Raw genomic sequence first — 13309 nt, 5'->3', positions numbered from 1 at the left:
AGGGGCGATTGAGCCGGCTGTCCCTCAGTTCGAAGCGGTTTTGCGTGCGGCGGCGTCGATGGACGGTCCGGTTCCGCGCAGGTTCGTCACGTTTTGCAGCAGGTCGAACCAGAACGGCGCGCCGAACAACGTTGCACTCGCCGTGAGCAGCCAGCCGACGATCATCCAGGCCACGCCGTCTGCATAGGCACCATCCCTTTGCCAGCCGATCGGCAACTGGTTCATCAGGGAAACCGCGCCGGAAGACGCGTTTGCGTGCAACGCACCCGCGAGCGAGGGATGCAACCATAGAATCCTGAACAGAAACACCGTATCGATGTTCAGTGCGATCACGATGACGAGCGCCACGGCAAATGAAATGAACTGCGACCAGCGCTTGTAGGTGCCGGAGAGCCTGTCCATGCCGTTGTCGAACCACTTGCCGAGCGCGTCCGAAAACTGGCCGACATCCTGGTTGGCGTGGCGGTACATCGCCTGCAATACCTCCCTTAACTGCTGGTTCTGTATGGTGGCAATCGACTGACCGATGTCCTGGTCCGCGCCGGGCGCGCGCCGAAGGATATCGATCATCGCGAGGGCAAAGTCCTTCGACGGAATATAAGAGGGCTTGTACTTCAGGTCGCTCGCATTCGTCGCGTCCCCAGAGTCGCGCGGGCTCACGAGCGCGTGGTTGTAGAGGTCGCGCGCCATGCCGTTGAACTGCGGGTCGTTCAGGATCTGCTTGATGCCAGATAGCAGACATTTCGCGCGCAACTGCAAGAGCGACGCAAAAAGCTCGGTCACGGTGCTGACGGCAAGGCTCACCGCGAAATAGCAGAACACTAAACCAATGCCGACTTCGAGTACGGTGCTGTTGAACATGTGCGGCTCCGCGTGCTTGCGCTTCAAAGAGATGAGAGACTGCGCAGCCGGCTGCTCTTCAAAGCCTGTTCGTGACATTCGCGTGGCGGGAGCCCTCTCTTCAACAATCAGCTGTTTTGGCACGACGCTCAAGACCGTAAATGCGGGTTGTGTGGGCAATCTCACACAGAGAAAGCAACGGAGGAACTGCTCGCCTTAACTGCCGATACAAGAATTCAAACCTTCGCAGTTCGAATCATCCGTGGATCGAAACGATGATTCGAAACCTGTCGCACTCGGCACTTCGCTCCACGTCCAGCCGACATAGAGGGCCGGAGCCGCGCGGTCTTCATGCGCGTGCGGCAGCACCGGCACTTTGCGGCCTGCTACGGCACGCTATGCCTGCAGCACCGCGGGGTCGATATATCCCGGCACCGCAGCCGAAAGCGATTGCTTCAGTTCACGGCTGCCCGCATCCGCGAGCACTTCGCTCTCTCCTGTTTCGAGCGCATCGTAGGCCTGGCGAACGACATCGACGGGACTCGCTTTCGGCACGTCGAAATCCTTCGTGAGATCGGTATCCACGAAGCCGACATGCACGCCGACCACGCCGATCTTGCGTTCCCTGAAGTGCAGACGGATGTTGTTGGTATAGCTCCAGGCCGCCGCCTTCGAAGCGGAATACGGCGCGAGGAACGGCACGGCTCGCCACGAAACATCGGAGAGCACGTTAATTACGCCACCGTTGCCATCGCTGGGCAGCACGGCTTCGAACGCGCGCGTCGTGCGAATGACGCCATAAAAGTTCGTTTCGAAGATGCGCCGCGCCTGGTCTTCCGCCTCCGCCGCAAGCGGGGACGCGAGAATTTCCGCAATCCCTGCATTGTTGACGAGCAGCGTCACGTCCGAGGCGATCTTGGCGGCCGCCGTAACGGAGTCCGGATCCGTCACGTCGATCTTGACCGGAATGATGCCGGGTTCGCTAAAGCCTTCCGGATTGCGCACCCCGGCGTAGACTTTCGCGGCACCGCGGGCCAACGCCTCGCGTGCAAAAGCCAGACCGAGGCCACGGCTTGCGCCGGTTACAAACACAACGGAATTCCTGATCTTCATTTCGAATCTCCAAAAGAATGAGTCATGGACAGTGATAGTTTGAAATCAGGCCGGGAAGCGCTCGCGGTGGGCGCGAATGAACGTCTCGACCGTCTGCGGCGCTTTTCCGGTCACTTGCTCGATGATGCTGTCGGTACCCTTGAACACGCCGTTCTGGTAATCGACGGCGACTTCGATGAAATGCTGGATCGCAAACTCGGGAAGGTCGTACTTCTGCAAATGTGCGCGATATTCGTCGAGCGTGCCCGGGCGATAAACGATCTTCCGGTCGATGACCTTGCCGATCTCGTCGGCAATGCCATGGTGGTCGAGTTCGACCGGCCCGCAAAGCTCGTAGCGCTTGCCAATATGGCCCGACGGCTGCGCGAGCACCGTGGCGATGAAGCGCGCCTGATCAACGGCGGCGATCGGCGCGTGGCGTCCCGCTCCGTAAGGCAGCGTGATCAGTCCTTCGTTGACGATGGTGTCGCGCACCCACGGGAAAATCAGCCATTCGGAAAAGAAGGTCGGGCGAACATGAATGGTCGGCACCCCTGACCAGTCGAGCACGCGCTCGGCGATCCAGTGATCGCGCGCGGCGTGGCTCTTCGCGTTCTCGCGGGCGGAGATCTGCGACATTTCCACGACGACTTCGAGACCGGCGCGGCGCGCGGCGTCCGCGAAATACGCGGTGCCCTGAATGAACCCGGGACTGACGGGATAGCACAGGTAAGCGCCCGTCACGCCCGAGGTGGCGCGAATCAGGTCGTCGTGATCGAGCAGATCGCCCACCACGACTTCGGCGCCGGCGGCGCGCAGCGAGGCACTGCGCGCGTCTTCCGCACGGACCATTGCGCGAACCGCGTGTCCGGCTTCGAGCAGGTTATTGACCACGTGCACGCCGGTTTTGCCCGTGGCGCCGGTAATCAGAAATTTACGCTGTTGCATGATGAGTTCTCCGCCGAAAGTGCATATGCACATAGGTAAGCAAATAAAATCGCCAGTCTCTGGCGACAGCTTTCGTTCAGATCGATTCGATGTGTTGCCTGACGTCTTCCAGCAGCGACGCAGAAGCGTCCGGATCGGGGATGATGCGCGCCATGGTCAGCGCGCCGATCATGGCCGCGAGTGCGAAAACGGCCTGCGAGCGGTCTGCCTCTTCCTCCGGTGTCGCCATGCGCGCCGCCAGCATGTCCACCAGCGCGTCGAACCCGCGCGACGCCGCCGCGCGCGTCGCGTCGTCCGCGCGCGCCAGCTCGCTGCCCATGCCGGCAAGCGGGCAACCGTTCGCTCGCGCGTCGCGATGACCGGTGGACATGTACGCGTCCACGACAGCGCGGAACGCGTCCTCGCCCGTGGCCCCATCCGCAGCGGCGACGAGGTTCTCGACGATGCCGGCCAGCCCCACTTCGCACGCCTCGGCAACCAGTTGGTCCTTCGACTCGAAATGGCGGTAAAAGCCGCCATGCGAAAGTCCGGCGGCGGCCATTACGTCGGCGAGTCCCGTTGCATGGATGCCATTCGCCCTGAATGCCCCAGCGGCGACTTCCACGATGCGCTCCCGCGTCTGCGCCGTTTCTACCTTCGACTTCCTCATGATGACCCGCGCTCCGTGCTTCGATGTTGTTTAGATGGTAGTCATCATCTAAATGGAAGTCAAGGCGCGTTTTGGCGACGCGAACATCGCAGGGCAGCCACACGGACCGATTTCTGCACGTATTTAACGGCGGCGCTACACTCGTGCGGTTGTCGAAAGGCCGCGCCCACTGGCCATCGCTTTGGCTGGCTCATTAGGCAGCAGAGGCGAAACAGCCAGCGCGCGGACGCTTCGATTGCACGATCAAGAACGACAAATCCCCACTCTCGGAGAGCCCCCTCCATGACGACGTTGACAATCAACGGAGAAACTCATACGGTCGACGCGCCGCCCGACATGCCGCTGCTCTGGGTCCTGCGCGACATCGTCGGCCTCACCGGCACGAAGTTCGGCTGCGGTATTGCGCAGTGCGGCGCATGCACGGTGCATCTCGACGGTGAGGCCGCGCGCTCGTGCGTGCTGCCCGTCGCGGCCGTTGCGGGCCGCAAGATCACCACCATCGAGGCGATCGGCGCCACCCCCGCCGGACAGAAGGTGCAGAAGGCCTGGCGCGAGATCGACGTCGTGCAGTGCGGCTACTGTCAATCGGGGCAGGTGATGTCGGCGACAGCGCTCATCGCCGCGAATCCGAACCCGAGCGACGCGGATATCGACGCCGCCATGGCGGGCAACATCTGCCGCTGTGGCACCTATGCGCGCATTCGCGCGGCCATCAAGCAAGCCGCGAAGGAGGCCTGAGATGTCACAAGGTCTCCTCGATGCGCAAAACGGCGCGCCGGAACGCAAGCTTCATGTCACCGCAAGCGGCCCACTCTCGCGACGCACGTTTCTCAAGCTAGGCGCGGCGGCGGGCGGCGGCCTGCTGCTCGGCATCAGCTTTTCTGCCGGCGCGCAGGGCGACAGCCAGACGCGTCGATCGGTCGTAGGCGGCGACGGCAACGAAGCCCCGCAAGACGGCGTGTTCGAGCCGAACGCCTTCGTGCAGATCGACCGCTCGGGCAAGGTCACGCTCATCGTCCCGAAGGTGGAGATGGGGCAAGGCGTGTACACCTCGATTCCGATGCTGATCGCGGAAGAACTCGAAGTGCCGCTCGATAGCGTCACGATCGATCACGCGCCGCCCAACGCGAAGCTCTTCACCGATCCGCTGCTGGGCGGCCAGCTCACGGGCGGCTCGACGTCGATTCGCTTTGCCTGGCAGCCCATGCGCGAAGCGGGCGCCGCCGCGCGCACCGTTCTGATCCAGGCGGCGGCGCAGCAGTGGCAAGTCGATCCGGCCGCCTGCCACGCCAAAGCGGGCGAGGTGCTGCACGACGCGAGCGGGCGGCGCATCGCCTATGGCCAGCTCGTCGATGCGGCCGCTCATCTGCCCGTACCGCAGAAGGTCGCGCTCAAGGAGCCGAAAGACTTCACGCTGGTCGGCAAGCCCACAAAGCGCCTCGACTCGCCGGAGAAGGTGGACGGCTCGGCGCTTTTCGGCCTCGACGTGCGCCTGCCCGACATGGTCTACGCGGCCATCGTGAACTGTCCTGTGTTCGGCGGCACGCTCGCGAAGGTCGACGACACGCACGCGAAGCAGGTTCCCGGCGTCAAGCAGGTCGTGAAGATCGACAACGCCGTGGCCGTGATCGGCGCGCACACCTGGGCCGCGAAACGAGGCGCTGCGGCGCTCGTCGTCGAGTGGAACGAAGGCGCGGGCGCGACCGTTTCGATGCAGCAGATCGTCGCCGATCTCGCGAGCGCCTCGCAACGCGAAGGCGCCGTCGCGCGCAAGGACGGCGACGTGCAGCAGGGGTTCGGCACCGCAAAAACGCGCATCGACGCCGTCTATCAGCAGCCCTTCCTTGCACACGCAACGATGGAGCCGGTCAACTGCACGGTCCACGTACAACCCGATAGCTGCGAAATCTGGGTGGGCAGCCAGGTGCCCACGCGCGCCGTGGATGCGGCCGTGGCCGTCACGGGTCTGAAGCCCGAGCAGGTCACGCTGCACAATCACCTGCTTGGCGGCGGCTTCGGGCGGCGACTCGAAACCGATTTCATTACCCAGGCCGTCAAGATCGCCAAACAGGTCGGTGTGCCGGTCAAGGTCTTCTATACGCGCGAAGAAGATATCCAGCACGACATGTACCGGCCGTATTACTACGACCGTCTCTCGGCCGGACTCGACGCGAACGGCAAGCCCGTGGCCTGGCAGCATCGCATCGCGGGCTCCTCGATCATGGCGCGCTTTGCGCCCCCCGCGTTCCAGCACGGCGTCGACCCCGACGCCGTCGAAGTCGCCGCCGACCTGCCCTACGACCTGCCGAATCAGCTGATCGAATACGTGCGCCAGGAACCGCACGCGGTGCCCACTGCGTTCTGGCGCGGCGTGGGGCCCACGCGTGGCACGTTCGTGGTGGAGAGCTTCGTCGACGAACTGGCCGTGGCCGCGAAAACCGATCCGGTCACCTACCGCCGCAACCTGCTCGGCAAGTCGCCGCGCGCGCTCAACGTGCTCGACGTGGCCACGCGCGCCGCGAACTGGGGACCACCCATGCCGAAGGGCCAGGGACGCGGCGTTTCGGTGATGCACGCGTTCGGCAGTTTCCTCAGCATGGTGGCGGACGTCACGGTGGACGACGGTGAGGTGCGTGTAAACCGCGTGGTCTGCGCCGTGGATTGCGGCATGGCCGTGAATCCCGAGACCATCGAGGCGCAGATCCAGGGCGGCATCGTGTTCGGTATCACGGCGGCGCTGTGGGGCGAGATCACGATCGAGCGCGGACGCGTCACGCAAACCAATTTCACCGACTACCGGATCATGCGCATCGACCAGACACCGGTGATCGAAGTGCATCTCGTGAAGAGCGCCGAAGCGCCCGGCGGGATCGGCGAACCCGGGACCTCGGCAGTCATACCGGCCGTGGCGAATGCGATCTACGCGGCGACCGGAAAGCGTCTGCGCCACTTGCCAGTGGGCCGCCAGCTCGTGAACGCGGGCGCGTCCGCGCACTCGGCTTGAGGGAGCGAACCATGACGAAAACGATTGACGCATCCCAACGAGCCCGCGGCTTGCGCCGCATTGCCGGTGCCACGCTCGCGCTAGCAGCATTCGCGTGCGTGACTGCGCGCCCCGCCCTCGCGGCGGGCGCTGCGGACGCCGCCACGATCCAGCGCGGCGCCTACCTCGCCGCCGTGGGCGACTGCGCAGCGTGCCACACGGCGCCGCACGGCAAGCCGTTTGCAGGCGGCCTGCCGATGAACACGCCGCTCGGGCGCATCTACTCGACCAACATCACGCCCGACCCGGACACCGGAATCGGCGGCTACACGCAAGCGGACTTCGCGCGCGCCATGCGCGAGGGCGTCGCCAAGGACGGCCACAACCTCTATCCGGCGATGCCTTATCCCTCGTATGCGAAGGTGCGCGACGAGGACGTCGCCGCGCTCTACGCATACTTCATGCATGGCGTGCAACCGGTCAAGCAGAGCAACCGCGACGCCGACATCAAGTGGCCGATGAACATGCGCTGGCCGCTCAAGATCTGGAACGCCGTCTTCCTCGAGAAGGGCGCGTACCAGGACAAAGCGGGCAAGGACGTGGCATGGAACCGCGGCGCGTACCTCGTGCAGGGTCTCGGCCATTGCGGCTCGTGCCACACGCCGCGCGGCATCGGCTTCAACGAGAAAGCGCTCGACGAAAGCGGCGACGCCTGGCTCACGGGCGCCCTGCTCGACGGCTGGTTCGCCTCGAACCTGACCGGCGCGCACAACACGGGCCTCGGGCGCTGGAGCGTAGCGGACCTCGCGCAGTTCCTGAAGACGGGCGCGAACCAGCACGCCTCGGCGTTCGGCTCGATGACCGACGTGATCAACAAGAGCACCCAGAGCATGAACGACGCGGACGTCAACGCGATCGCCGTCTACCTGAAGTCGCTGCCGGCGAAGGGCGACGACGGCGGAGAGGCCTACGCCTATGACGCGCAGGCGACGAAAGTGTCGCTCTCGCGTCCGGCGAACGATGCGGGCGCGCGCGTCTATACGGCGTATTGCATGCATTGCCACGGCGCCGACGGGCGCGGCTTCGCGCCGATGTTCGCGCCGCTCGCGGGCAATCCGAACGTGCTGGAGAAGGACGCGTCGTCGCTCATCAACGTCACGCTCAACGGCACCGGGGATCTCGTGATCCAGGGCATGCCCGCGCCGTACCCCATGCCCGCTTATGCAGATGTCCTAAGCGACAAGCAGATCGCCGATGTGCTCACGTTCGTTCGTGCGGGCTGGAACAACAAGGCAGGCGCGGTGGGCGCGGCAGAGGTCGCGAAGATGCGCACGAGGACGCAGGCGGCGCGGTAGGAGGGAGTGTTGAAGCGATCGCGCCGGCCATGATTGCGGCCGGCGCGATTGTCGTGAAACGACTGTAGCGTTAGTGAGCGAGCGGTTGCGTCACGTCCTGACCGAACCACTGCATGGAGATCTTCTTGAGCGTGCCGTCCTGCTTGAGCGAGGTGAGCGCGTCGTTGATCGCCTTCTCGAACTTCGGATTGCCCTTGCGGAACGGAATGGCCATTTGCTGATCGGCGCCCGGCAACACGGCGCCCGGACGCAGCGGCAGATTCGACGTCTTGATGATGTACGGCAGCATCAGGCGATCGTCCATCGTCGCGTCGATGCGCTTCGCGGCCAGGTCGCGCAGCTTCTCGGGCGCGCCGGGATACGTCTGCACGTTGATGCCCTGCACGGCGCGCGCCATCTGGTCATAGTTGGTGCCGAGCGTCACGCCGAGCTTCTTGTCGCCCTTGAATTCGTCGAGCGTCTTGAATTCGCGTTTGTCGTCGGAGCGCTGGATCAGCTGCGCGGCCGAGTACGTGTAGGGCTGGCTGAAGTCGAGCGCCTGCTGACGTTGCGGCGTAATGGTCACCTGATTGACGATCACGTCGAACTTGCCGGCCTGCAGCGCGGCGATAATGCCGCTCCACTCGGTGGGAATGAACTCGGGCTTGACCCCGAGCTTGGCCGCCACGGCCTTCGCGACGTCCACGTCGAAGCCGACGAGGTCGCCCTTGCTGTCACGGGAATCGAACGGGGGATAGGTGCCTTCCAGACCGATCTTGAGCACCCCGGCCTGTTTGACCGAATCCAGCAGATCTTCCGCATGGGCGGAAACGGCGGTAAATCCGAGTGCCGATACGGCTAGCGCGCTTGTGAACAGGAGCTTCTTCAACTTCATTCAACCTCTCCTCTTTATGTGGATGTCTGGACTGCTTCGCGATGGCACATCAGCGCCCCCCGAGGCCGCGTCGCTAGAGAATACTACGATCGGCAGCGCGTTCGTAGCCCGCGCAACTGAGTACTTTCCCGCGCTGGGCGGGGTGCGGAACGGGGCACATCGCCTTTGAGATCCGCGGCTTTCTGAAATGTAGGGATTCGCTTAATAGCGCGCTCACGCGCGGCGCAATCAGCCTGCAGCAGCGTTCATCGCCTTCACGGCCTCGAACGCGCCGCTCACCATCGCGCTCACCACCGGCTCGACCTTCTGCGCTAGCGACGGCACGTAGTCGAACGGCGCAGCCTCGCTCATGTACGTCGACTGGCACATTTCGAGTTGCACCGCATGCACGCCGTCCTGCGGCGCGCCGTAGTGACGCGTGTTGTAGCCGCCCTTGAAGCGGCCATTCGCGATCCACGTGAAGTCGCTCGCGGCCGCCGCGCGCTCGACCGCCGCCTGCACCGGCGCTGCCGCCGTGCGCCCGTCCTGCGTGCCGATGTTCAGATCGGGCAGCTTGCCGTCGAATAGCCGCGGCAGCACGCTCGCAATCGAGTGCGCCTCCCACAGCAGCACGTTGGCGTGCTGCGCGCGCAGGCGCTGCAGCTCGGCGCGCAGCGCGTCGTGATACGGCTGCCAGTAGGTGCCGACGCGGCGTTGCCGCTCGTGCGCATCAGGCGCGCGGCCCTCGCGATAGAGCGCCTCGCCGCGGAACGTTTCGGTCGGGCACAGCGAAGTCGTCGTCTGCCCTGGATACAGGCTTTCGTCGTTGGGCGGCCGGTTCAGGTCGATCACATAGCGCGACACCCGCGCACCGAGTATCGTCGCGCCCAGCGACTTCGCAAACGCATAGAGCCGGTCGAGATGCCAGTCGGTATCGGCGACCGTGAGCGCGATGTCCGTATACGCGTCGCGCAGCGTCTCGGGAACCTGGGTGCCGAGGTGGGGAATCGAGATCAGCAGCGGCGCCGTGCCGCGTTCGAGCGTAAAGAGGTCGGTCATGGGAGCTCCGTTCGGTTGGCCGCGCACTTACGCGCCGGCAAGGAGATGGTTCAACGCCCTACGATAATCGGCGTACAGGCGCGTTTCGTCTCGGTGGCGGCGCTGGGCGACGACCTGCTCGCCGCCCACATAGACGTCGCGCACCGGCGTCTCGCCGTGCTCGCAGAACACCACTGACGATAGCCAGCTTTGCGACGTCTGCTGCGCGAGGTTCGGATGCTGCGCGTCGAGCACGAGCCAGTCCGCGCGGGCGCCCTCCTGCAGCGCGCCCACCGCGCGCCCCGTCGCGCGCGCGCCGCCCGCGAGCGCCGCGTCGACAAGACGGTCGGCCACCTGCGCGGTCTCTGGCGACGCGAGCACGTTGCGTTCGCGCCGCGTGAGCCGCTGACCGTATTCGAGCAAGCGCAATTCGGCGCGCCAGTCCACGCCGATATGGCTGTCCGAGCCGATGCCGAACGCGCCGCCCGCATCGAGATACTCGCGCGCAGGGAAAATACCATCGCCGAGATTCGCTTCGGTCGTGAGGCACAGGCCCGCAATCGCGCCGCTTTGTGCGAGCGCGGCGGTCTCCCGCGCATCGATATGCGTCGCATGGACAAGGCACCAGCGCGCGTTCACATCGAAGCGATCGAGCAGCCATTGCACGGGCCGCGTGCCCTCGGTTGCAAGGCAAGCCTCGACTTCCGCCTTCTGCTCGGCGATGTGAATATGCACGGGCGCGTGAGGAAGCGCGTGGTCCAGGCCTTCCAGCAGCGCACGCAACGAGTCCGGCGAAACCGCGCGCAGCGAATGCGGCGCAACGCCATAGCGCAACGCGCCGTGCTCCGGGCGCCACGCACGCAGCGCCTCGACGATGCCGAGCAACTGGTCGGGCGTGTTGATGAAGCGCCGCTGATCGTCGTGCGGCGCTTGCGCGCCGAAGCCGCTGTACTGATAGAGCACGGGCAGCATGGTCATGCCGATGCCGGTCACGCTCGCTGCGTCCACCACACGCTGCGCCAGTTCGGCGGGGCTCGCATAATGCTGGCCGTCCTGCGCGTGATGCACATAGTGAAACTCGCAGACGGACGTGTAGCCCGCCTTGAGCATTTCCACGTAGAGCCAGCTCGCGACCGCGGCAAGATCGTCGGGCATGATGCGCGCCGCAAAGCGGTACATCAGGTCGCGCCAGCTCCAGAAGCTGTCGGTGGGATTCGCGCGATATTCGGTGAGGCCGGCCATCGCGCGCTGGAACGCATGCGAATGAAGATTAGGCATGCCAGGTATGATCGGGCCCGGCGCACGCGCGACGCCTCGAGGCGCTTGCGCGTGGTCGGGCGTCACGCCGCGCAGCGTGCCCGTGGCGTCCCATTCGAGCAGCACATTGCGGTGCCAACCGCCGGGCAAATACGCATGTTCCGCGAAAAGCGCGTTAGTCATGGAAAGCGGAGGGTTCAGGGTGCTCATGAAATCAGGCTTGCGCGATATCGAGTATGACAACCAGCAGCGCGCCTTCGCCGCACGTTTCGAGCTCCACGGTTTGCTCCGCGTCCACGCGCAACGTGTCGCCGGGCGCGAGCGCGATGAAGCCCTCGCCCGCCACGCTCACCTCGGCCTGACGTTGCACGGCATGCAGCAACACGGTCTGCGCATGCACGCTGCGCCGCGTTGCCTCGCGCCACACTTCGAGCGCGCCGCGCGCGGCCTCGCGGCGCACCATCAGGTTGAACACGCGCACGGGGCCAGCGGCGATCCGTGCATCGATTGCGGCTTCACCGGCAAAGCGGGCGATGTCCAGCGCGCGTTCCAGCGTATGCGTGGCATGAGGCTCTTGTTCTCCTGCGCGCGCCTCGTTCAACTGCAAGGCGGCACCGTCGATCAACACGAGCGTGCGGTCTATGCCCTCGAAGCACGAAAACGGCCCGGCTTGCGCGATATCCGCGAGACTCGCGCGCCAAGCGAACCCATCGGGCAGCGCGCCCGTTGCGCAACCCGTCGCGATTTCGCGCGTCACGCCGCCGCCGTTTTTCCAGGGCGCGGGCACAAGTTCGACGCCGCGCAGCAGCGTCACCTTTGCACCTGCGCAGCCTTCGGGTGCGGACGACCGGTTCATGTGCGCGACAACACCGCTTGCAGAAAACTGCGCGTGCGCGGCTGTGCCGGCGCGGTGAAGATCGTCGAAGGCGGCCCCGCCTCGACGATCTCGCCGCCGTCCATCACCACCACGACGTCGGCCACTTCCTTCGCGAAGCCCATTTCGTGCGTGACGACCACCATCGTCATGCCCTCGGAAGCCAGCAGCTTCATGACCTGCAGCACCTCGCCAACCAGCTCAGGGTCGAGCGCGGAAGTCGGCTCGTCGAACAACATCACGCGGGGCTGCATGGCGAGCGCCCGCGCAATGGCGACACGCTGCTTCTGGCCACCGGAAAGGCTCGCCGGCATCACATGCGCCTTATGCGCGAGCCCGACTTTCTCGAGCAGCGCAAGCGCGGCGGATTCGGCCTGCGCCTTCGATGCCCCGCGCAACATGCGCGGCCCAACCGTGATGTTGTGCAGCACCGAGAGGTGCGGAAACAGGTTGAACGACTGGAACACCATGCCGACTTCGGTACGCAGCGCATTGAGCGCGCGGTCCTTGAGCATCGCGCCGTTTTCCACGAGTCGATGACCGCAGATATCGACGGTGCCGCCCTCGGGCTGCTCGAGGCCATTGCAGCAGCGCAGAAACGTGCTCTTGCCCGAACCGCTCGGGCCGATCACCACGACGACTTGTTGCGGCTGAATATCGAAGTCGATGCCGTTGAGCACGAGGTGCGAACCAAACGACTTCTTGAGTCCGCGAATGCTGACGATCGGATTCAGTTGCGCGCTCATTGCACCATCCCTCCCGCGCGCAGGCGGCGCTCGACGCGATGCAGCGCATAGTTGGTCGTCTGTGTCAGCACGAGATAAACGAGCGCGATCACGAGATACACCTCCAGCGAGCGATACGAAACGCTGATGATCTTCTGGCCTTCATGCATCAGGTCGTCGATCGTCAGCAGCGAGACCAGCGCGGAATTCTTGATGAGCGCGATGAATTCGTTGCCGAGCGGCGGAATCATGCGCACCACGGCCTGCGGCAGGATGATCGCGCGCATGGCCTGCGCCGACGACATGCCGATCGACCGTGCGGCTTCCATCTGCCCGCGATCGACGGACTGGATCGCGCCGCGCACGATCTCCGAGACATACGCGGCCGAATAGAGCCCGAGCCCGAGCATGCCGCAGACGAACGCCGGCAGCAGGATATTGAATTGCGGCAGTCCGAAGAACAGCAGGAACAGCTGCACGAGCAGCGGCGTACCGCGAAAGAACACGAGGTAGCCCGTGCAGAAGCCGTACACGAGCCGCCGTTGCGGCGCGAGCCGGCCGATGCCGATCAGGAGGCCGAGCATGCAGCTGAGCACGAGCGCCGCGGCGGTCACTTCCACCGTGACCAGCGCGCCGTGTGCGATGTCGGCCCAACCGGCGATAGCCGGAGAGAAGTCGAGTTGCATGGATCAGAT

General features: G+C 64.9%; 13 protein-coding genes. 3 read left to right on the top strand and 10 right to left on the bottom strand.

What is annotated here, in order from left to right; all coding sequences use genetic code 11:
• Positions 1-24: 24 nt before the first annotated feature.
• From AB3X98_RS04250 to AB3X98_RS04235, 4 genes are all read right to left on the bottom strand, one after another.
• The gene (locus AB3X98_RS04250) at positions 25-861 is read right to left on the bottom strand and encodes a hypothetical protein (protein ID WP_368602681.1); all 837 of its coding nucleotides are present in this window, start codon (positions 859-861) and stop codon (positions 25-27) included.
• 375 nt (positions 862-1236) lie between these two features.
• The gene (locus AB3X98_RS04245; protein ID WP_368602682.1) at positions 1237-1953 is read right to left on the bottom strand and encodes an SDR family oxidoreductase; all 717 of its coding nucleotides are present in this window, start codon (positions 1951-1953) and stop codon (positions 1237-1239) included.
• 45 nt (positions 1954-1998) lie between these two features.
• Positions 1999-2880, bottom strand: coding sequence for an NAD(P)H-binding protein (locus tag AB3X98_RS04240; RefSeq protein ID WP_368602683.1), 882 nt, complete (start codon positions 2878-2880; stop codon positions 1999-2001).
• A gap of 76 nt (positions 2881-2956) precedes the next feature.
• A complete protein-coding gene (locus AB3X98_RS04235) occupies positions 2957-3529 on the bottom strand; it encodes a TetR/AcrR family transcriptional regulator (protein WP_069263191.1) in 573 nt (190 codons plus the stop codon).
• Between the two features lie 282 nt (positions 3530-3811).
• Here AB3X98_RS04235 and AB3X98_RS04230 point away from each other — a divergent pair, with 282 nt between their 5' ends.
• The 3 genes from AB3X98_RS04230 to AB3X98_RS04220 are packed head-to-tail and all read left to right on the top strand — an operon-like array spanning position 3812 to position 7867.
• Positions 3812-4267: a (2Fe-2S)-binding protein gene (locus AB3X98_RS04230; protein WP_133792122.1), complete on the top strand. Its 456-nt coding sequence runs from the start codon at positions 3812-3814 to the stop codon at positions 4265-4267.
• Between the two features lies 1 nt (position 4268).
• Entirely contained in the window at positions 4269-6533 is a 2265-nt protein-coding gene (locus AB3X98_RS04225; RefSeq protein WP_368602684.1) for a molybdopterin cofactor-binding domain-containing protein, read from the top strand.
• 11 nt (positions 6534-6544) lie between these two features.
• Positions 6545-7867: a cytochrome c gene (locus AB3X98_RS04220; RefSeq protein ID WP_368602685.1), complete on the top strand. Its 1323-nt coding sequence runs from the start codon at positions 6545-6547 to the stop codon at positions 7865-7867.
• A 70-nt stretch (positions 7868-7937) separates the two neighbouring features.
• Here the strand turns inward: AB3X98_RS04220 and AB3X98_RS04215 are convergent, their stop codons facing one another.
• The 6 genes from AB3X98_RS04215 to AB3X98_RS04190 all read right to left on the bottom strand — a co-directional run bounded on the left by AB3X98_RS04215 (position 7938) and on the right by AB3X98_RS04190 (position 13300).
• Positions 7938-8741, bottom strand: a complete 804-nt coding sequence (locus tag AB3X98_RS04215) for a transporter substrate-binding domain-containing protein (protein WP_069263183.1) — start codon at positions 8739-8741, stop codon at positions 7938-7940.
• 228 nt (positions 8742-8969) lie between these two features.
• Positions 8970-9779 (bottom strand): N-formylglutamate deformylase, encoded by an 810-nt coding sequence (hutG, locus tag AB3X98_RS04210; RefSeq protein ID WP_368602686.1) that lies wholly within the window; start codon positions 9777-9779, stop codon positions 8970-8972.
• A gap of 27 nt (positions 9780-9806) precedes the next feature.
• Entirely contained in the window at positions 9807-11198 is a 1392-nt protein-coding gene (locus AB3X98_RS04205; RefSeq protein WP_368602829.1) for a formimidoylglutamate deiminase, read from the bottom strand.
• A gap of 31 nt (positions 11199-11229) precedes the next feature.
• Positions 11230-11871: a HutD family protein gene (locus tag AB3X98_RS04200; RefSeq protein WP_368602687.1), complete on the bottom strand. Its 642-nt coding sequence runs from the start codon at positions 11869-11871 to the stop codon at positions 11230-11232.
• Entirely contained in the window at positions 11868-12635 is a 768-nt protein-coding gene (locus AB3X98_RS04195) for an amino acid ABC transporter ATP-binding protein (protein WP_069263174.1), read from the bottom strand. Before AB3X98_RS04195 ends, AB3X98_RS04200 begins: the two co-directional genes overlap by 4 nt.
• Positions 12632-13300 carry an amino acid ABC transporter permease gene (locus AB3X98_RS04190; protein WP_069263172.1) on the bottom strand — a complete coding sequence of 223 codons (669 nt, stop codon included), beginning with the start codon at positions 13298-13300 and terminating at the stop codon, positions 12632-12634. Before AB3X98_RS04190 ends, AB3X98_RS04195 begins: the two co-directional genes overlap by 4 nt.
• Positions 13301-13309: the final 9 nt, after the last annotated feature.

It is taken from the genome of Paraburkholderia sp. BR14312, from assembly GCF_040948675.1.
GTDB lineage: Bacteria > Pseudomonadota > Gammaproteobacteria > Burkholderiales > Burkholderiaceae > Paraburkholderia > Paraburkholderia nodosa_A.
This window is presented reverse-complemented; position numbering and strand designations above follow the sequence as displayed.